General features: G+C 58.0%; 17 protein-coding genes. 16 read left to right on the top strand and 1 reads right to left on the bottom strand.

Annotation, left to right across the window (positions count from 1 at the left end; genetic code table 11):
• The first annotated feature begins 14 nt into the window (after positions 1-14).
• The 15 genes from DCS96_RS05470 (at position 15) to DCS96_RS05400 (ending at position 13,999) form a co-directional block, all read left to right on the top strand.
• Positions 15-896: an AEC family transporter gene (locus DCS96_RS05470; RefSeq protein ID WP_116473311.1), complete on the top strand. Its 882-nt coding sequence runs from the start codon at positions 15-17 to the stop codon at positions 894-896.
• Between the two features lie 152 nt (positions 897-1,048).
• The gene (locus DCS96_RS05465; RefSeq protein ID WP_116473310.1) at positions 1,049-1,927 is read left to right on the top strand and encodes an MSHA biogenesis protein MshI; all 879 of its coding nucleotides are present in this window, start codon (positions 1,049-1,051) and stop codon (positions 1,925-1,927) included.
• A complete protein-coding gene (locus DCS96_RS05460; RefSeq protein ID WP_116473309.1) occupies positions 1,911-2,492 on the top strand; it encodes a fimbrial assembly protein in 582 nt (193 codons plus the stop codon). The genes DCS96_RS05465 and DCS96_RS05460 overlap by 17 nt, the downstream gene beginning before the upstream one ends.
• On the top strand, positions 2,489-3,130 hold the full coding sequence (gene pilO / locus DCS96_RS05455; RefSeq protein ID WP_116473308.1) for a type 4a pilus biogenesis protein PilO: 642 nt from the start codon (positions 2,489-2,491) through the stop codon (positions 3,128-3,130). Before DCS96_RS05460 ends, pilO begins: the two co-directional genes overlap by 4 nt.
• Entirely contained in the window at positions 3,123-3,443 is a 321-nt protein-coding gene (locus DCS96_RS05450) for a hypothetical protein (RefSeq protein ID WP_116473307.1), read from the top strand. Before pilO ends, DCS96_RS05450 begins: the two co-directional genes overlap by 8 nt.
• Positions 3,440-5,056 (top strand): pilus (MSHA type) biogenesis protein MshL, encoded by a 1,617-nt coding sequence (gene mshL / locus DCS96_RS05445; protein WP_116473306.1) that lies wholly within the window; start codon positions 3,440-3,442, stop codon positions 5,054-5,056. Before DCS96_RS05450 ends, mshL begins: the two co-directional genes overlap by 4 nt.
• Positions 5,053-5,823, top strand: a complete 771-nt coding sequence (locus DCS96_RS05440) for a DUF6584 family protein (protein WP_157953586.1) — start codon at positions 5,053-5,055, stop codon at positions 5,821-5,823. Before mshL ends, DCS96_RS05440 begins: the two co-directional genes overlap by 4 nt.
• Entirely contained in the window at positions 5,801-7,498 is a 1,698-nt protein-coding gene (locus tag DCS96_RS05435; RefSeq protein WP_116473304.1) for a GspE/PulE family protein, read from the top strand. Before DCS96_RS05440 ends, DCS96_RS05435 begins: the two co-directional genes overlap by 23 nt.
• The gene (locus tag DCS96_RS05430; RefSeq protein WP_116473303.1) at positions 7,498-8,718 is read left to right on the top strand and encodes a type II secretion system F family protein; all 1,221 of its coding nucleotides are present in this window, start codon (positions 7,498-7,500) and stop codon (positions 8,716-8,718) included. Before DCS96_RS05435 ends, DCS96_RS05430 begins: the two co-directional genes overlap by 1 nt.
• 156 nt (positions 8,719-8,874) lie before the next feature.
• Positions 8,875-9,357, top strand: coding sequence for a type II secretion system protein (locus tag DCS96_RS18920; RefSeq protein WP_116473302.1), 483 nt, complete (start codon positions 8,875-8,877; stop codon positions 9,355-9,357).
• Positions 9,358-9,409: 52 nt separating this feature from the next.
• On the top strand, positions 9,410-9,940 hold the full coding sequence (locus tag DCS96_RS05420) for a prepilin-type N-terminal cleavage/methylation domain-containing protein (protein WP_157953585.1): 531 nt from the start codon (positions 9,410-9,412) through the stop codon (positions 9,938-9,940).
• The gene (locus DCS96_RS05415; protein ID WP_157953584.1) at positions 9,927-10,451 is read left to right on the top strand and encodes a prepilin-type cleavage/methylation-like protein; all 525 of its coding nucleotides are present in this window, start codon (positions 9,927-9,929) and stop codon (positions 10,449-10,451) included. Before DCS96_RS05420 ends, DCS96_RS05415 begins: the two co-directional genes overlap by 14 nt.
• On the top strand, positions 10,448-11,314 hold the full coding sequence (locus DCS96_RS05410; RefSeq protein ID WP_116473299.1) for a prepilin-type N-terminal cleavage/methylation domain-containing protein: 867 nt from the start codon (positions 10,448-10,450) through the stop codon (positions 11,312-11,314). Before DCS96_RS05415 ends, DCS96_RS05410 begins: the two co-directional genes overlap by 4 nt.
• Positions 11,304-11,678, top strand: a complete 375-nt coding sequence (locus tag DCS96_RS05405) for a hypothetical protein (protein ID WP_116473298.1) — start codon at positions 11,304-11,306, stop codon at positions 11,676-11,678. The genes DCS96_RS05410 and DCS96_RS05405 overlap by 11 nt, the downstream gene beginning before the upstream one ends.
• Before the next feature lie 587 nt (positions 11,679-12,265).
• A complete protein-coding gene (locus DCS96_RS05400) occupies positions 12,266-13,999 on the top strand; it encodes a DUF6701 domain-containing protein (RefSeq protein ID WP_157953583.1) in 1,734 nt (577 codons plus the stop codon).
• A gap of 27 nt (positions 14,000-14,026) precedes the next feature.
• On the opposite strand, the gene DCS96_RS05395 is transcribed toward DCS96_RS05400, so the two are convergent.
• On the bottom strand, positions 14,027-15,007 hold the full coding sequence (locus tag DCS96_RS05395; protein ID WP_198649929.1) for a DUF3179 domain-containing protein: 981 nt from the start codon (positions 15,005-15,007) through the stop codon (positions 14,027-14,029).
• 1,313 nt (positions 15,008-16,320) lie between these two features.
• On the opposite strand from DCS96_RS05395, the gene DCS96_RS05385 reads away from it, so the two are divergent.
• The gene (locus tag DCS96_RS05385) at positions 16,321-18,483 is read left to right on the top strand and encodes a putative bifunctional diguanylate cyclase/phosphodiesterase (RefSeq protein WP_116473295.1); all 2,163 of its coding nucleotides are present in this window, start codon (positions 16,321-16,323) and stop codon (positions 18,481-18,483) included.
• Positions 18,484-18,488 lie beyond the last annotated feature (5 nt).

Raw genomic sequence — 18,488 nt, 5'->3', positions numbered from 1 at the left:
CGCCGGCCATCCTTATGTTACTGACCTTGCTTAATATTGTGGTGCCCGTGTTTGCCGTAGTGGCGGTGGGCTTTGTGTTTGGCCGTCGTCAGGCTCGCGCCGACATGGGGTTTGTCAATCTCGCCAATGTCGCCGTCTTTTGTCCGGCCCTGGTATTTTCCGCACTGATCAACAACCCGGTCTCGCTGTCTGGCAGCTGGCCCTTGATGGTGGCCGGGGTGCTGATCATCCTGTTGCCTGGGGTGCTTTTGAGCCTGTTCAGCTTCAAGGGCCTGGAGCGACGGACCCTGGTGCTGGCCGGCATGTTCCGGAATACCGGCAATATCGGCATTCCACTGATGATGCTGGCCTATGGCGCCGAGCAACTGGGGGCCATAGTGATATTGTTCGTGCTCTCGAACCTGGTCCACTTTTCCCTCGGGCTGTTTATCCTGTCCCGGGAAGCGGGCCCCTGGCAGTGGCTGAAAAACCCCATTGTCTGGGCGGCGGCGCTGGGCATGGGACTGGCGGATTATCCCGCCCTGCTGCCCGAATTTATCATTACCTCGGCCGAGCTGCTGGGCCAGATGGCGGTGCCGCTGATGCTGTTTGCCCTGGGCGTGCGCCTTTCCGAGGGAGAAATGGGTAACCTGGGGCTGGCCTTCAGGGTAAACATAAGTTACCTGTTGGTGGGGGCGGCGACGCTGCTGTTGTTGGCCTGGTGGCTGCCCCTGACCGACGACTGGTTACGTTTGCTGGCATTGTCGGTGATGTTACCGCCGGCGGTGTTGAATTACCTGCTCTGCGAGCAGTTCCGCTGCCAACCCGACAAGATGGCCAGCATTGTCCTGTTGGGCAATGCCATGTCGGTATTCACCATTCCCCTGGTCGTCTATCTCACCCTGACCTTCATCTAATCGATAGGGGCAAAATAACGGGAAGGGGAGGATGGTCGACGCTGTTCTCTGCCGATATCCGGATGCTTGCTTTATGAAATCGCCTTTACTGTCCGTTTATAAAACATTTTTATCTGTTTATACTGCGCCTTTCTGTTTGTGGTACGGGCCAGATGCGACTGAGATTCAAGGGGTTCAACAAGACCAAGCCCATCGCCAGGCTGGGGATGTACCTGACCCAGGAAAACATCCTGGCAATCGACGAGCGGGATCAGAACCGGGTGTGCCTAAGGCCGATAGCCCGACATGAGACGGCCGAGGCCGCGCTGGTGTCGTTTATCGAGGAGCAACAGTGGCAGGGGCGGGGGATTCAACTGGCATTGGGACGCGGCTGGTATCAGCAACTGCAGTTGCCCAAACCCAAGCTGCCGGATGAGGAGCTGCCCCAGGCCTTGCCCTGGTGCGTGCGCGACCTGGTCAATGAGCCGGTCGACAACCTGTTGTTTGACTATATCGATCTGCCGCCCTCACCCCAGGGGGAAGCGAAGATCGCCGTCTATTACAGCCCCCGGGATCGGCTGGCCGGCCTGGTACAGGCCATTAGCCCCTTGTGCAAGGTGATCACCATAGGGGTAGACGAACTGGCCATGGCCAACCTGCTGCCAATGGAGAACCATGGTCTGGTGCTGTACAAGGCCCCGGGCCAGGAACTGACCCTGCTCTTTATTCATCAGCAGCAATGGCAGTTTTCGCGTATTATCCGTGGTTTCCAGTCGCTGGATGATGAGTCGGCTTCCGCCGAGGCGTTCAATGTCGACAACCTGCTGCTGGAGCTGCAGCGTAGCATCGACTATGCCACCGGCCAGCTGAAACTGGCGCCCCCGGAGCACTGGTATCTGGCCATGCCGGAATGGGTGACACCGGCCCTGCAGCAGTCGATAGTCCGGGTCTTTAATATGCAGACCCGCTCCTTGACCGCAGGCGAGCTGCCTCCCCAGGCCTTGCCGGCACTGGGCATATTGCAGCGGGAGAACGATGAAAAAACGGATTGAGTTTTATCAGGCCGCGCTGAAGCCCGATTCAAGCTGGCCAACCCCGGCGTGGGGGCTGGCAGGGGTCTTGCTGATCCTGTTGGGTTGGTCGCTGGTCTTTACTATCAGCGGATGGGAAAATCTCCGGCAGGGGGAGGAAAATCGCCGCTTGCAGGCTCAAGCCGATGAAGCACAAGCTGATCTCGAACGTTTACAGCAGGAGGTCAGGAAGCTGACACGTAGTCAGGATGAAGGGGAGCTTGAGCGATTGATGCAGCATGTGCGGGAGCAACAGCAAATGTTGGCGTTGCTTAGCAGCGATAACCTGGCGTCTTATGGGTCGGTACTAACCGACCTGGCCTCGGTACCATGGCGGGATGTGTCCCTGCAGGGGCTAACGCTGTCGGGCGAGGCCATGACCCTGAAGGGTGCCGCCCGGCACGCCCAGGCGGTGCCCGCCTGGATCCTGGGCTTTAGACAAACCGACTCCCTGCACGGGCGCGACTTTGGTCGGCTGGAAATCCGTCAGGGCCAGGGGGACACCTTGTTCTTTACCCTGCACAGCGATCGACAGGCAAGCAAATGAAGGGCCTCTCCCTGAGCGTATTACGGCGTCTGTTTATGGCCCGCGGCCCTCGTGAGCGCTGGTTGCTGCTGAGTGCCGGCTGGGCCCTGTTGGCCTGGGTGGGGCTGCTGGTATTTGAAGCCACGGTTCTGGTCCGGCAACAGCAACTGCTTGCCGATGAAACACAGCTGTACCGGACCCTGGCAGAACGTAAGAAAAGCAGTGACGAACTCAATGACATGATTGCCACCCTGTCCCGGGCGGAGCAGCGGCAGCAAATTGAGCAGCTCAGGCAGCGCCTGGACCGCCTTGATGATAAAGTGCAGGGCCGCCTGCAAAGCCTGGTGGGGCCGGAGCAGATGGCCCAATTGCTGCTGGATATACTGGCCCGGGAAAACGGCTTGCAGCTGGTACAGCTGCAGAACCGGCCGGCGCAGGCCATGGCCACCCCTGCCGGCGGTACCCTGTACCGGCACGGGATCAGTCTGCAGCTCAGGGGCAGCTACCGCCAGCTGCTGGACTATGTGCGCCGGCTGGAGTCGTTGCAAGGCAAACTGTACTGGCAGGACCTGGATTTTGAACTGGAGCGGTACCCGGATGCACTGATTCGGCTGGATTTTTTCACCCTGAGTGATCATAAGGAGTTGTTGCGTGGTTAATCCCCTGCTGTGGCTGATGCTGAGTACAACACCGGTATTCCAGGATCCCACCCGCCCCCTGGCGGAGGCGTCTGATGCCTCGCCAACACCCGTCACGGCCGCGGTGACGCAGCCCGCGTACAGCCTGCAGGCGGTGTTGCACGGGGGAGGCACCGCCAGTGCCATTATCGATGGCCGGTACTACCGGCTGGGTGATAAGGTCGGCAACTACCGGCTGGTGAATATCGGCCGGCGGCAGGTTAAGTTGGACGCTCAGGGGGAGTCGCTTGAACTCAGGCTTTTTTCTTCATTGACCGAACAGGATATGCCATGATTTTGGTGCCAAGACAGCCTGTTGTTGTATTGTTGAGTACATTGCTGGCGGCCTGTGTCAGCGCCCCGGACGGCTCCCTGCCCAAGTCCGTCCTGGAGGAGGCGATGGCCTTTCGACCGGATCCTGTGCCGGCAGCGGTAGAACGGGAGCTGCTGGCCGGCCCCGCGCGTCAGGTGCCGTCGGCGGCCTCGGCTCGGCAGCGGCGTTTTGATATTGCCGCCAGCGAGGTGGATGCCCGGGTGTTCTTTACCGCCCTCGGCGCCGAGCAGGATATCAGTATTGCCGTGCATCCGGAGGTGGACGGCACCATCAGCCTGAATCTGCGCCAGGTAACCCTGCCGGAAGTGCTGGATGCGCTTTCCGGCCTCTATGGTTACGGTGTTCAGAAAAAAGGCCCTATCTATCAGATATTTCCTTCCGGAGTCCGTACCCGCACCTTCAATGTCAATTACCTGATGCTGAGCCGGGAAGGGCTGTCGCAAACGGCGATCAGCGGCAGCAGCCTGAGCAGCAGCGATAACGACGGCGACAACAGTGGCACCCGCATCAACACCAGCGCCAACAGCGATTTCTGGAAGGATCTGGAGTCCGCCCTGAGCCGGCTGCTTGGCGATAAAGAGGGCAGGGCTGTGGTCACCAATCCCCAGTCCGGGCTGATCAGCGTACGGGCCGCCCCCGATGAGCTGGTCCTGGTGGAAGATTTTCTGACCCGGGCCGAGCGTCAGCTGAAGCGTCAGGTGGTACTGGAGGCGCGGATTATCGAGGTGGAGCTCAATGATGGCTACGAGCAGGGCATCGACTGGAGCAACCTGACTGCCGGCAGCAGCGCCAGCCGTTCCCCCGATCCTCTGGTGACCGCCGACAGTGCCCTGAGCTATCCGACCGGGACACTGCAGCTCAATCCGTTGGCAAAGCTGCTGGGCGGGGGCGTGGTGTTTAACATTACCGATGGCAATTTCAATGCAGTGGTCAACCTGCTGCAGACCCAGGGCGAGGTGAATACCCTGTCCAACCCCAGGGTAACCGCCAGCAACAACCAGAAGGCGGTGATCAAGGTGGGCACGGATGAATATTTTGTCACCGACTTTTCGGTCACCACCACCACGGGTACCTCGACCACCACCACCCCGGAGATCGAGCTGACGCCGTTCTTTTCCGGCATCTCCCTCGATGTTACCCCGCAGATCACCGATGATAACCGCGTACTGCTTCATGTTCATCCATCGGTCAGCCAGGTGGAAGACAGCACCAAGACCATCAACTTCGGCAGCGATGTCATCAGCCTGCCCCTGGCGCGCAGCAGTATCCGCGAGTCCGACACCGTGGTCGAAGCCCGCTCCGGCGAGCTGATCATTATCGGTGGCCTGATGCAGGAAACCGAGAGCGAACAGAACTCCGGCGTGCCTCTGCTGAGTGATATTCCGGTATTGGGCAACCTGTTCAAGAACCGCAAGCTGGCCACGAAAAAGAGTGAACTGGTAATCATGTTGCGCCCTGTGGTGGTCAATGAAAATACCTGGCAAAGCGAGCTGCAGCGCTCGCGAGAGTTACTGGAAAAATGGTATCCGCCGTTGCCGGCGCCCCTGGCCAATATCAGATCGGGCATGTTATGAGAAAACCTACTTACCTGGGCTTGCTGGCGGCCCTGCTGTCATCCTGGATCCCGACCGGCTGGGCCAGTGAGCCAAGCGAGCCGCCGGCCGAGTGGGCCGATGAATGGCAGGCGGCCGAATGGGCCGACCTGACGACTGAGCTGCCGGCCCCAAGCGGGGATTTGAGCATTACCGAGGTGACCCTGAGCCGGGCACAGCAGGTGCAGCAAACCCGGGAGCAGGTCGATGCTGCCCTGGCTAATGGGGAATGGGCCCGCGCCGAATACCGTCTGGGTCAGCTGCTGGCGGAATACCCCGATGAGCAGGATGTTCGCCTACAGCTGGCGGCCATGCAGTATGGCCGGGGAGCGCTGAACGAAGCCAGAATACAGCTGCAACAGGGCCTGGAGCTGGCCCCTGACCATGCGGACCTGCGCCTGGCGCTGGCCCGCCTGCTGGCGGAGCAGTCGCGTTTCGAGGCTGCTTTCGCCGTGCTCGACCAGGCCGGGCCGGAACTGGGCAGGCATCTGGACTATTACAGCCTGAAAGCGGAGATGGCCAGGCGTAGCGGTGACTGTGCCACGGCGATCGGCCTGTATCGCCGCCTGCTGGAAAAGTCTCCGGGAGTGGGCGCCTGGTGGTTGTCGCTGGGCCTGTGTCAGCATGCCCAGGGGCAGGATTTTGTGTCGGCCTACCGGCAGGCACTGGCCAGCACCGATCTCGGCAATGCCTCTTTGCGGTTTGTTCAGCAGCAACTGGAGCAGCATGGTTCAGCGCAAACTCACTAAACGCCTGGGCGAATTACTGCTCGAGAACGAGGTGATTACCTCGGAGCAGCTGGAAACCGTGCTTGACCGGCAACGGCGCGAAGGCGGCCGCATGGGTTCCCATCTGGTCAGTATGGGGATCATGACTGAGCTGGAGCTGCTGGGCTTTGTGGCCGCGCAGCTGGATCTGCCGCTGCTGGATCTCAACAAGGTGCAAATTGACCCCAACGCCGTCAAGCTGCTGTCGGAGGTCTATGCCCGCCGCCACCGGGCCCTGGTGGTCGCTGCCGACGAGACCCGGGCCACAGTGGTACTGTCGGATCCGGCCGAACTGGATACCCAGGATGCGATCAGCCGTCTGCTGGCGCCTCGGGAGGTTCAGCTGGCGGTGGCGTCTCACAGCCAGTTACTCACCCTCTATGATCAGCTGTACCGGCGTACCGAGGATATCGCCAGCCTCGCCGGCCAGCTCCATGTGGAGCATGGCTCCAGCGTCAGCCTGATCAGCACCGAGTTGCTGGATGACAGCGAGGCCACGGTGGCCAAGCTGCTCAATTCCCTGCTGGAAGATGCGCTGCAGATAGGCGCGTCCGACATCCATATCGAGCCGGAGAAAAACCTGATCCGCCTGCGCATGCGGGTAGACGGTGTGCTGCAGGAAACCGAGCTGAAGGACATCGCCATCGCCCCGGCGCTGCTGTCGCGGCTCAAGCTGATGGCCGGCCTGGATATTTCCGAACGTCGCCTGCCTCAGGACGGCCGCTTCGAGCTAACCATCAAGAACCGGCGAATCGATGTGCGCATGGCCACCATGCCGGTACAGGCCGGCGAGGCAGTGGTGCTGCGGCTGCTGGATCAGTCCCGGGGCCTGCAGGGGCTGTCCGGCTCCGGCATGCCGCCGGCCCTGCAGGAGGCCTTTCGCCGCAAGCTGGCCAGCCCCCATGGTATTATCCTGGTGACCGGTCCTACCGGCAGCGGCAAGACCACCACCCTCTACGGTGCCCTCGACGAACTGAATATTCCGGAGCGCAAGATCATCACGGTTGAGGATCCGGTCGAGTATCGCCTGCCCCGGATCAACCAGGTACAGGTGAATAGCAAGATAGGCCTGACCTTTGCCCGGGTGCTGCGCACCAGCCTGCGGCAGGATCCGGATGTGCTGCTCATCGGTGAGATACGTGACCAGGAGACCGCCGAAATCGCCATGCGCGGCGCTCTTACCGGCCACCTGGTGCTGTCTACTCTGCATACCAATGACGCCCCAGGCACGGCAGTGCGACTGATGGACATGGGGGTACCCGGTTATCTGGTGGCCAGCACCCTCAAGGGGGTGCTGGCCCAGCGCCTGGTGCGCCGACTGTGCCAGCACTGCCGGGAGCCCTATCAGCCGGATGTGGGGGAGCGGCAGTTCCTGTTGCACCTGAACCCGGCGGCGGAGCAGGGGGACTTTTATCAGGGCCGTGGTTGTGCCGGCTGTAATCATACCGGCTACAAGGGTCGGGTAGGGGTGTTCGAATGGCTGGAAATCAACCGCGACATGGCCGATGCCCTGCGCGAGCGGGATATCGAGACCTTTACCCGGCTGGTGGACTTGCAGGATGACTTCAAGACCCTGGCCTGCTCGGCGCTGGATCTGGCCATGGGCGGGCAGACCTCGGTGCAGGAAGTGCTGCGACTGGCGGAGTGGCTTGACTGATGCCACTGTTTGAATATCGGGCCCGGGACCGGTTGGGGCAATTAAGCCGCGGCCAGATGGATGCCGCCAGCATAGAGGCGGTGGGCGACAGCCTGATACAGTCGGGCCTGATGCCGATCGAGGTCAAGCCCGCCGGCAGGAGTCGTGTCTGGCCCGAGCTGAAGCAGCACTTCAAACGGGGCGTCAAACCGGAGGTGCTGTTGATCCTCAGTCGCCAGCTGGCCTCCCTGACCCGCGCCGGGGTACCGATCCTGCGGATCATGCAGGGCCTGGCCGACACCACGGACAACAAGGTGCTTGGTACCGTGCTGAGCGAGGTGGCGGTGGCGCTGAACAAGGGGCAGACCCTGGCGGCGGCCCTGGCGGAGCATCCCCATATCTTTAACTCGCTATTCGTGTCCCTGGTTGAAGTGGGCGAAAGCACCGGCCAGCTGGAGCAGACCTTCCTGCAGTTGGCCCAGTACTATCAGCTGGAGCTGGATACCCGGCGTCGGGTCAAGGCCGCGATCCGTTATCCCCTGTTCGTGCTGTTCGCCATGGCGGCGGCCATGGTGGTGATCAACCTCTATGTGATCCCGGCTTTTAGCGGCATGTTTGCCGGCATGGGGGCCGAGCTGCCCCTGGCCACCCGTCTGTTGATCAACAGCTCCCACTTCTTCGTTAATTACTTCGCCTACCTGTTGCTGGCCTTGGCGGGACTGGTGCTGCTCTGGTTGCACTATATCCGTACCGATGCGGGCCGTTATCGGTGGCACCAATGGCAGCTGAAGCTGCCCATCGTCGGGCCTCTGCTCAAGCGGATCCTGCTGGCGCGTTTCTGTCGCAGCTTTGCCATGATGCTGTCCGCCGGGGTGCCGATCACCCAGGTGCTGACCCTGGCGGGCAATGCTACCGGCAACGCCTTCCTGACCCGGGCCATATTGGCGATGGGGGAAGGCCTGGCCGGCGGCCGCAGCTTGTCGGCGGTGGCTCGCGAGGGGCGAGTGTTTACCCCCCTTATCCTCCAGATGTTCAACGTGGGGGAGGAAACCGGCCGGGTCGATGAGATGGTGAAGGAGGCGGGCCAGTTCTACGAAGAAGAGGTGGATTACGATATCGCCAACCTGAGCGCCAAAATCGAGCCAATCATGATAGTGGGCATCGCCGTGATGGTGCTGATTTTGGCGTTGGGCATCTTTACCCCGATGTGGGATATGGTGGATGCGGTGCCGGGCAGATAGCCCGTTTTCTGGTGTTATTTCAGTCGAAAAGTCTAGATTATAATCCCTACTATCAGTATGATTATGGTTGCTTGGCGCATAAGGTAAGTGGTTGGTTTTTATCAGTAATTGATTAATTATTGAACAGTGGCAAACAAATACAACAAGAGATATATTATGAAAAAACAAGCAGGTTTTACCCTGATTGAACTGGTTATCGTGATCGTTATCCTCGGTATACTGGGTGCCGTGGCCGCTCCCAAGTTGCTGGACTTGCAGGGCGATGCCTATGAGTCGAATCTGAAGGGATTGAAAAATGCGATAGAATCGGGCACCACTATGGCTAATACCAAGGCAATTCTGGCAGGCAAGGATAAAGCTGCTACCGCCGCGGATGTTAGTCTGGGCGACGGGGTGACTGCCGACTTGGCCTACGGCTACCCAGCTGCAACAGCAGACGGCATTTTGAAGGTGTTGGATATTAGTGCCTCCAGTGCCACCAGTACTTCGGTAGACTACAAGTATACTGCCGACAGTACCGCCAAGAGCCTGCAGATAGTACCCCAAGCTCGGGTAGGCGAGGATTGTTCGGTAACCTATGTGGAGGCGACTGGTCAAAACCAGCGGCCTAATATCACATTGGACGGTTCCGGTTGCTAAAGCCGGCTTAATATTACAGGCGGCCTGGCCGCCTTTTTTATTGATTCCTTCCATGAAACCCTCCGGATTTACCCTGGTCGAAGTGCTGGCGGTAGTGGTGCTGCTCGGCATTCTGTCGGCGGTGGCCGTGCCGCGGCTGTCGTTCGGGCCCGGCATTGAGCAGCGGCTCGATGCCGAGCGGCTGGTCGCCCTGCTGCGCCTGGCCCAGTTGAGGGCGATGAACGATCCGGATGCCTTCAACTCGGGTCAGCCGTTGGCGCAATGTGGCCGGCTGGTGCTCACAACGACACGCTTCGGTATTGCCGACAATTGCGATGATGCCCTGGCCGACAGCTACCCCCAGCAAGGCCCCTTGCTCGGCATCAATCAGTCCCAAGCCATCAGCGCGACGGAGTCCCTTCCTTTTATTATCCAGTTCGGCACCACCGCATCCGGCGGCCTGCTGAGCGAAGAGGCCTGGCTGGGCCGGCCCTATATCGAGCAGGCGGGCAGCCTGGTGCGGGTCACTTCACCGGTCGATATCAGCCTGGGGGGGGTGACGGTACGCATTGAACCCGAGGGCTATGTTCATGATCTGCCGTAACCATCGCCATGATAGCGGCATCAGCCTGCTGGAGTTTGTGCTGGGCATCGCCCTGCTCGGCCTGGTGCTGGCGGGGGGCAGCCTGTTTTTTTACGGTCAGCAGAAGCAGCGGCTGGATCCCGTGTTCCAGGTGCGGGCCGTCAGCCTGGCCCAGGCCCTGAGCGAACAGCTGTTTGCGGTGAAGTACGACGAACAAAACAAGCCGGAACAGCAGTCCTTGTGCGCCGCCAATTGCACCAACGTCAATCAGTTTGGCAGTGATGCCAATGAGAGTGGCCTGGCTGACTTTGATGATGTCGATGACTTTCACGACTGGTGCGAGCCCAACGACATCAGTGGTGATCAGCTGGCCACCGCCATGGGGCTGGATGCCGACTACTACCAGGGCTACGGGGTGTCTGTGTGTGTCACGGAAGGCGCCGTTGCCACCTACAAGGTGGTGGAAATCAAGGTGTCGCCACCGGCTGGGGCCAGCATTGACTTTGTCCTGCACAGGTACAATATCCGATGAGGGCCCGAGGCTTTACCCTGCTGGAGCTGGTGGTGGTGTTGGTGCTGATGGCCATTGCCGGGGCCTTTGGCAGCGGTTTTATTGCCGACAGTGCGCGTCTGTACCAGGGAACCCACGAGCGCTCCGAAGCCCTGAGCCATGGCCGGTTTGCCATCGAGCGGCTGACCCGTGAGCTGGGCGCGGCCTACGGCCCCAGCGTACGTATCGAGGATGGCTGCCTGTACTTTGTGCCCGTGCTGGCCTCGGGCAAATACCAGGGCAATCCCCGCTCCGGCAATATTACCTTTATCCTGCCGGTGCCTTTGCAGTACCAGACACTATCTGCCTCTTATATTGCCATCATGGCAGAGCGCGATGATGACAACTGGTCCGCGTATCCGGCTGACCAGCCGGAGGGAATCAATTTTCAGCCGGAGGTTGACACCAGTGATCGCCTTGTATACTCGTCTGGCAACGGCAACGGCAACGGCAACGGCAACGGCAACGGCAACGGCAACGGCAACGGCAACGGCAACGGCAACGGCAACGGCAATGGCAACGGCAACGGCAATGGCAATAACAACGGCAACTCGTCCGTCATGACCTTTCCCAAAAGCAGCCCGGCCCGGCGTTATACTTTGTTGCATCCACGCCAGGTACGATATTGCCTGGCGGCAGGTGAGCTGACGCGCAATGAAAAAACGGGCGAACAGTGGGATGGCAGCCAGGAGATACTGATGCTGTCCGGTCTGACCGAGCAAACCCGTTTTGAAGCTGCCGATTATCAGGTGGCGACCCAGGTATTCGGGCTGGAGCTGGTATTGCAGACCAGGGAGGGACCGCTCGCCTTTCCCCAGCAGATAAGGGTGCTCTATGAACCCTAGCATCCGGGGCAGCATGTTGATCAGCGTGATCTTCATGATATTACTGATGGCGGTACTGATGTCGGCCATGGTAACCCTCACCAATCAGAGCAGTCGCAACCTGGCTTTTGAAACCATGGCGCTGCGTGCCAGACTTGCCGCCGACAGTGTGCTGGAAAACGCCATCTACCAGCAAATGGCCACGGCCCAGGATACCCCGATTGCCGATATCGAACTGGAAATCAATGGTTGCAGCGCCAATGCCGGTGTTCAGCAGTCTATGAATATCAACAATGAAACCCTGTACTACATCAGGGCCACCGGTAATTGCGGCAGCAATGCACTGAATGTTGTGCGCAGCCTGGAAGTGGAGGTGATTAAGTGAAAAAGATAAGCTTTTCTCTGGTGCTGACTCTGTTTGTCTCCATGGTTACTTACGGCCAGTCTGTCGAACAGCTGTTTCCCTATGCGGCACAGAGCCATGCGGATGGTGAGATAGATATGGATGACAGTGCTCGTATTTATGGAACAAACAATGGCCAGATTGACTTTTTCTCTGATGAGAAAAAGCTTGATGGAAAATGTGACAATCAGTCATGTCAGTTGACCAAGAAAAATGGACCATCATTTTCGCTTCCTGAATTTGAGTTTTCTACATCTAACACCAAGGTTGAATGTGACTCTGTTATTGATGGGAGTGAGTATAAAGAAATAAAACTCAAGGATTGTCAGGCAACGCTCTCTGTTGAAGATGATGTTGTTATTGGTGATCTGAAGCTTGAAGGCGACAGTGTCCTGTATCTGGAACCGGGTAACTATTGGATTGAGTCTCTTCATGTGAAGAAAGGAAGTAAGTTGATCCCCAAGGGTGATGTATATTTATATGTTTATGATACCTTAAAGTTGGGTGATGATGATAAGGATAATAATCAGACAATTTTAGGGAATGCAGAGAATTTAACCTGGCTGAAGTTGTTTTCTTATAACAAGGAGAAAGAGTCTGGTAAAGTCAAAGTAGATGGCCAGCTCTATGGCTATCTGTATGCTGAAGGCAAGCTGGAAATGAATCATGGTGGTCAGGTTTATGGTGCGGTGAATGTCATAGATCTGAAGATGAAAAAAAACACCAGCATTAATTTCAGGCCCTATTCTTCAACGACTCCCCTGGAGCCAACCATCAACCCTGGTATCGGCTATGTCTATGGCAATGCCACCATCAGGCTCAGTGCCGACAGCACCTCGGTTACCGGTGCGACCTTTATCGTTAGCCATGACGGCAGCGGTACACTCACCTACCGTTATGGAAATAATGGGATTCAGGCCCTGAGTGGGCTGGTCGAGTTGCCCATTAATCAGGATATTCAGGTCAGTTATGATAAGGCCGCACAGATTGAACTTAGCCTGAAAGCTGCAGACGACAATATCGCCGGTGGCAGTTACATAACAGACCTTACCTTTGTGCCCAAGCAGCTGAAATGGACCAATCAAAGCAGCGATTGCGGCGCCGATTTGGGTTTTGTCTATGAGCAGCACCAGCAAAGTTGCAGGGTATTGGCGAAAGCCGGTCAGGTGATTCCGTTGACACTTCAGGCCTATGGCGAGGGTAATGCCTTGCTGGCGGAATATAGCGCGACCATCGCTGGTATCGAGATAACTGAGCTGAATGCCAATCTGGCAGCCGTGACCGGTTTTAACCAGGCGGTGGTGGATTTCAGTCAGGCTAATGAAGCACAGTTTTATTCCTCGCAGGCCATCTCCCAGGTGGCGCTGATTGAGGCAAGCGTGCCGTCACATTGCGCCCCCTATGCGGAGCAGGGGGATAACTGTCTCCTGGAAACCGCGGGTGACCAGGCGCTACTGGGCCGTACCGTACCCGACGCACTGGGTGTGGTTGGCTCAGTTGCGGGGCAGGTTACCGGCAACCAGGTGTATGCGGGCCGGGCGCTGACCTTCAGCGCCCGGCCGGTGTTTACTGTGCAGGCCCTTGATGTCAATGGCCAGGCCTTACCCAGCTACCACGGTGAGTTTGCCGGCGGCTTGAACATCGACAATATCGGCCTGGCGCTGATTTCCGATGAGATGTCGCTAGACGGCACCGCCATGCCAGTGACGGTGCAAGTGAATGCCGATGGCCAGCACCAGATCCGGGTCAGCGACAATGAGTGGGCCTTTCCCAAGGGCCTTACCGCCTTCAATGCCAGAGCCATCGATGAGCAGCTGGAGCTGGCGATCGAGATTGGCAGCGACGGGGTGGATAATCAGCCGCTGACTTTGCCGTGGAGCCTGGACAGCCGGGAAGCACTGGTCGAGAACGCCGAACTGCGCTATGGCCAGCTGATGATCAGCGATCTGGGGCTGGCGGCGGAAACAGAGGGTACCATGCCGGTCTATCTGCAGTACTTCAGCCAGGAAGGCAGCCTGGTGGAGGATAATGACTTCAATTTCGCCACCCAGCCGGTGTCGCTGGTCGCCGAGCCCGAAAACGATGCCGGGTTGCCCGGCCTGACGCAGGCAACAGACGGCATTGAGGTGGCAGCCTATGCGGAGGCCGCCGAGTTTCAGATCCGGGCCGAGGTGGAAACCTGGCTGAAAACCCCGGGAGAAGCGGCGTTGCTGGATCCGACTGCCACCCTGACGATCACCGCCGGAGAAACAGCGCTACGTGGCCATGACAGGGTGATCTACCGCCGGGAAGCGGTGCGGTGACCGGCAGTAGCAAATGGTTGCCGCCCGCTATTGCCCGAAGATGGCGGTCTCCGGATAAAAGGCAAACCAGGCGAACCAGTAGCCCGGCTGCCCGCTTAGCTCCCGGCCATCTTCGCTGAAAAAGTGCGGGTTGCCTGCCGGATCCAGGGTAATACGCAGGCGCTCGCCGCCCAGGGTATCAAAAAGGGGCCCGCCGGATTTGTTCAGGATCCGATGTGGATAGGCCTTGGCCTCGCCATTGACCACCAGGCCGGTCACCATTTCCTTGAGGGGCAGGGCACGGCTCTGGCTGCGCACCGGAAACATCAGCTTGTTGATGGTGGCATAGCGCCTGTATGGGTCCCGCTCATATTCGCGGAAATAACCGGTATCGGCCGACAGCACCCGGGTGTCTGGATGGCGCCGGTACCAGCTCTGCCAGGAGGTGAGCGACAGCGGCAACGTGTTCAGCATGCGCCCCTTCATGGGCCCGGAAATGGCCCGAGCCATGACCTGCGACCAGAGGGATTCACTCTGGCGATCATAAAGCAGTACATTGCTGTTATAGAGCAGACCGGAAACGCCAAATTCCAGTGTCCTGCCATCCAATTCGGCAATAAATACGGTGGCGGTCGCGCACAAGGGGCAATAAGTAACGGCAACAGGATCTTCCCCTAGACGGTCGTTGACCACCTCATGCCAGTTCAGGATGGCGACCGGATAGGCCTTTACCTCGCCGAGGTGGACCAGGCCGATGACTTCATCGTCCGGCGACAGTATTCTGTCTGCCTCGGTGGCGCCGATAAATACCGGCTTGTCGATGGCGGGGATGCCGTCCCGGGGAGGGCCACCCGGCAGTATCTCGTTAATCGGCACCAGGGCATCGTCGAGCACAAAGCCATTGAGGCGAGTATCCCGGGCAGACAAGCCACCGCTGTACAGTAGCAGGCCAAGCATCAGGCCGGCGAATGTCACCATATAACGGGCCCGCTTCGAACCCTGGTGCAAGTGCGCGTGGATAAGCTTCATGGTGGGCCTCCCGGTATATATCCATTGTCGAATAAAGACATGAATGGGGAGGGTTTTATTTTTAACTAACAGTTAAAGGTGTTTTTACGTAAGAAATGAGGGGAGCGGCCCGTCTATACTGGCAACTGTCATCAATACATTGACAGTAAACTCAACTTTTACGATGAAAGAGGTAAACACCATGAAAACCTTGACTTCGTTGTTGCTTACCGTCGTTTTTTCCCTGGGTATGGTATCCGTTCAGGCCGGCCAGGTAAATAGCTCCTCCGGGGTGCAAAAAACATTCTCTATAGGCGGAGACGGCATTGATAACAGGCACTGTGCCATGCTTGAAAAACAGGGTAAAAAGCCGACCGGCATGTGTTTCTAGGTGATGTCGGTCTCATCAAGCGGGATGTCGCTTGAATGAGAGACTCCTGCAATACACGTGAACGTTAATAAATGTCCTTAACGCCTTGTCCGGCTCTGCCGGCAAGGCGGTCCAATTTATGGGTATTTTATTTCAGTAACAAGACAACCAAATGACAATGGATGTGTTATCGGGTTTCTTGTTACGCCGCTTGAAGCACAGCCGAGCCTGATGCCATTTGATTGATGGCCGTGAATGGATGTGCCCTGTTATTGAATAAAAAACTGTACCTAATTGTGCTACAGATATCAGGTTCGAACCCAGGATCGCCCTGAGGGCATGGCGCTCGATGTCTCAACCCAATACGAACTTCACTGTATGTTAGGCTGGGTTGAAATTCCTCGTCAAAGCGAGCAATCTCGTCTCCTGAGTCTCCGCGCGCCTCTGACTGCAATGAATGCTCATGGAAGGGGATATTTTACGACCGTGACGCTGAGAGTTTGCTTGTCGAATCATGACTTCTGTCACGAAATGGTGCTGTATCTTTATCAGTTATTTATAAAGCAGGCAGGCCTCAATGCATTAATTTCAGGATTCGGCTGTTTGATTGTGTCTCGAAATCCATTATCCTGTGTGTCAGTTATTTGACCCGCCGTCCTGTTTTGGGTTGGATGTTTGGGGCTCTAAACCTGGTATTATGCCTGCAGGTAGATACGCCCCAATAACCTGATTAATAGCACCCTGAGCAAGGATAACCGTGCCCCGTTAAATAACTGATCCTGATTGTGCCGTAAAGTTCAGGTCTAAATGCAGACCTGCCATGACCCATCCCTGGCGATGAGGGGCAGTTTATCAAGGTGTGGCTCTCTGTCATGCACTCTAGCGATTTTTTTATCGATTAATTAAGCGTCTGGATTGTTCATCATAGACGCCGGGTGAACATACGTGATAAGGCTTTATTTCAATGATGATTGGGAAAAATACAGCAGGGTATGCCTCCGATGAGCAGGGCGACATGGATGAAAGCAACAGCAAGTTGATGGGATTGAAAGCCTCTCCACAAAACGCCCATACTCTCGCCAGCTTGAAGCTGGCGCAACAGGTGGCGCATATCGGCATCTGGGATCTGGCGCCGGGCTCCAAGCAGGTAACCTGCTCGGAAGAGGCTTTCCGTATCCTGGGATTATCGCCGGTCCCCGAGGGGACCTTGTCCTATTCGTCTTTTCTAAAATGCATTCATGCCGATGATCGCCTCAGATACCAGGCCCATATCAAGCAGACCCTGCAGGCGCGTAAAGATTACCACCTGAAATACCGTATCGTACGACCCAATGGCGAGGTGCGCTTTATCTACGAAGAAGGCGGCTTTACCCTCTTCGAGGGTGATGCATCCGTTTGCATGTACGGTGTCATACAGGATATTACCGAACGCCACCGGGACGAAGAACGTTTCCGGCTGGCGGCGAGGGTGTTCGATAGTGTCGGCGATGGCATCATGGTCACTGACCCGACAGGATATATCCTGGCGGTTAACGCCGCCTTCAGTCAGATCACCGGTTACCAGGCATCCGAAGCGGAAGGTCGCAGGCCGAGTCTGCTCGGCTCGGGCAAGCACGAGCGGGGCTTCTATGATGCCATGTGGGCCGCCTTGCACACCCATGACCGCTGGCAGGGCGAGATCTGGAACCGGCGCAAGAATGGTGAGTGCTATCCGGGGATGCTGACCATCAATGCCATCAGGGATCCGTGGGGCCTGGTTACGCATTATGTGGGGACCTTGTCCGACATCACCCGCCTCAAAAATGAAGAACGCCTGTACCTGCTGGCCAACTACGACACACTGACCGGGCTGCCGAATCGCAGCCTGTTGCTTGAGCGAATGCAACAGGCGTTAAACAGGGCAAAACGCAGCGGCTCCATGGTCGCGGTGCTGATGGTGGATCTGGATGGTTTGAAGCGGGTCAACGACAGCCTGGGGCATATAGCCGGAGACCGGATGATACAGTCGGCGGCGACTCGTCTGGCTTCCTCTGTGCGCGAAGAAGATACGGTGGCGCGCTGGGGCGGGGACGAGTTTGTGATCGTGTTGGCCGTACAGGATGAACGGGAAGTCTCAATAGTGGTGGCGCGCGTACTCGACAGCCTGCGTGCTCCCTTGTTGCTGGACAACCATGAGGTGATCGTCGGTGCCAGCATTGGTATCAGCCTCTATCCTCGAGACAGCCAGGATGCCCAAACCCTGCTGCGTGACGCCGATACGGCCATGTACCGGGTCAAGGCCGAGGGACGCAATAATTATTGCTTCTTCGAACCGGAAATGAATGTACAGGCCCTGACGCGGCTGAGCCTCGAGGCCGATCTGCGCCGGGCAATCGAGCGGGACGAGTTGTGTCTGCACTATCAACCCAAGATCGATTTGAACACAGGCCGTATTATCGGTGTTGAGGCCCTGATCCGCTGGCAGCATCCCAGCCGGGGGCTGTTGCTCCCGGCTGACTTTGTCCCGCTGGCGGAGGAGACAGGGTTGATCGTGCCCATCGGCGAATGGGTATTGCGCACCGCCTGTGCCCAGGCCAGGAAGTGGCAGCAGGCCGGTTATCCGGCGATCACCATGGCGGTCAACCTGTCCGCGAAGCAGTTCCGGCAGGCCGGGCTGGTCGAACAGGTCTCCTCTGTCCTCCAGCAGCTGGAACTGGCCCCCTGTTTCCTGGAGCTGGAGCTGACCGAAAGCCTGTTGATGGAGGATATCGACAGGGTAGTGGCAACCCTGCAGGCACTGCGTACCCTGGGTGTCGGCCTGGCTATCGACGAGTTCGGCACCGGCTACTCCAGCCTGGCCTATCTTCAGCGCTTTCCTATTCATACGCTGAAGATTTCCCGTGCCTTCATCTCCGACATCCCCGAATCGTCCGGTGGCGCCACCATTGCGCTGGCGGTGCTGGCCCTGGCCAACAAGCTGGGGGTGAAGACGGTCGCCGAAGGCATCGAGAACCGGGCCCAGCAGGCGTTCCTGGCCGAACATGGTTGCAACCTCGGGCAGGGTTTTCTGTACAGCCGACCACAACCCGCGGCCCGCCTGGCGAAAATGTTGAATCGGCCCCGGTTAGATGGGATTCATGACCATTGATTGGT

The sequence above is a fragment of the Zobellella maritima genome (assembly GCF_003075035.1).
Lineage (GTDB): Bacteria > Pseudomonadota > Gammaproteobacteria > Enterobacterales > Aeromonadaceae > Oceanimonas > Oceanimonas maritima.
The sequence above is the reverse complement of the archived record's forward strand: the minus strand, read 5'-3'. Positions and strand labels throughout refer to the sequence as shown.

Excerpts from the sequence above, each read along its gene's own strand:
- DCS96_RS05470 (WP_116473311.1), top strand. The coding sequence starts at position 15 with ATGTTACTGACCTTGCTTAATATTGTGGTGCCCGTGTTTGCCGTAGTG.
- DCS96_RS05465 (WP_116473310.1), top strand. The coding sequence starts at position 1,049 with ATGCGACTGAGATTCAAGGGGTTCAACAAGACCAAGCCCATCGCCAGG.
- DCS96_RS05460 (WP_116473309.1), top strand. The coding sequence starts at position 1,911 with ATGAAAAAACGGATTGAGTTTTATCAGGCCGCGCTGAAGCCCGATTCA.
- pilO (WP_116473308.1), top strand. The coding sequence starts at position 2,489 with ATGAAGGGCCTCTCCCTGAGCGTATTACGGCGTCTGTTTATGGCCCGC.
- mshL (WP_116473306.1), top strand. The coding sequence starts at position 3,440 with ATGATTTTGGTGCCAAGACAGCCTGTTGTTGTATTGTTGAGTACATTG.
- DCS96_RS05440 (WP_157953586.1), top strand. The coding sequence starts at position 5,053 with ATGAGAAAACCTACTTACCTGGGCTTGCTGGCGGCCCTGCTGTCATCC.
- DCS96_RS05435 (WP_116473304.1), top strand. The coding sequence starts at position 5,801 with ATGGTTCAGCGCAAACTCACTAAACGCCTGGGCGAATTACTGCTCGAG.
- DCS96_RS05430 (WP_116473303.1), top strand. The coding sequence starts at position 7,498 with ATGCCACTGTTTGAATATCGGGCCCGGGACCGGTTGGGGCAATTAAGC.
- DCS96_RS18920 (WP_116473302.1), top strand. The coding sequence starts at position 8,875 with ATGAAAAAACAAGCAGGTTTTACCCTGATTGAACTGGTTATCGTGATC.
- DCS96_RS05420 (WP_157953585.1), top strand. The coding sequence starts at position 9,410 with ATGAAACCCTCCGGATTTACCCTGGTCGAAGTGCTGGCGGTAGTGGTG.
- DCS96_RS05415 (WP_157953584.1), top strand. The coding sequence starts at position 9,927 with ATGATCTGCCGTAACCATCGCCATGATAGCGGCATCAGCCTGCTGGAG.
- DCS96_RS05410 (WP_116473299.1), top strand. The coding sequence starts at position 10,448 with ATGAGGGCCCGAGGCTTTACCCTGCTGGAGCTGGTGGTGGTGTTGGTG.
- DCS96_RS05405 (WP_116473298.1), top strand. The coding sequence starts at position 11,304 with ATGAACCCTAGCATCCGGGGCAGCATGTTGATCAGCGTGATCTTCATG.
- DCS96_RS05395 (WP_198649929.1), bottom strand. The coding sequence starts at position 15,007 with ATGAAGCTTATCCACGCGCACTTGCACCAGGGTTCGAAGCGGGCCCGT.
- DCS96_RS05385 (WP_116473295.1), top strand. The coding sequence starts at position 16,321 with ATGATGATTGGGAAAAATACAGCAGGGTATGCCTCCGATGAGCAGGGC.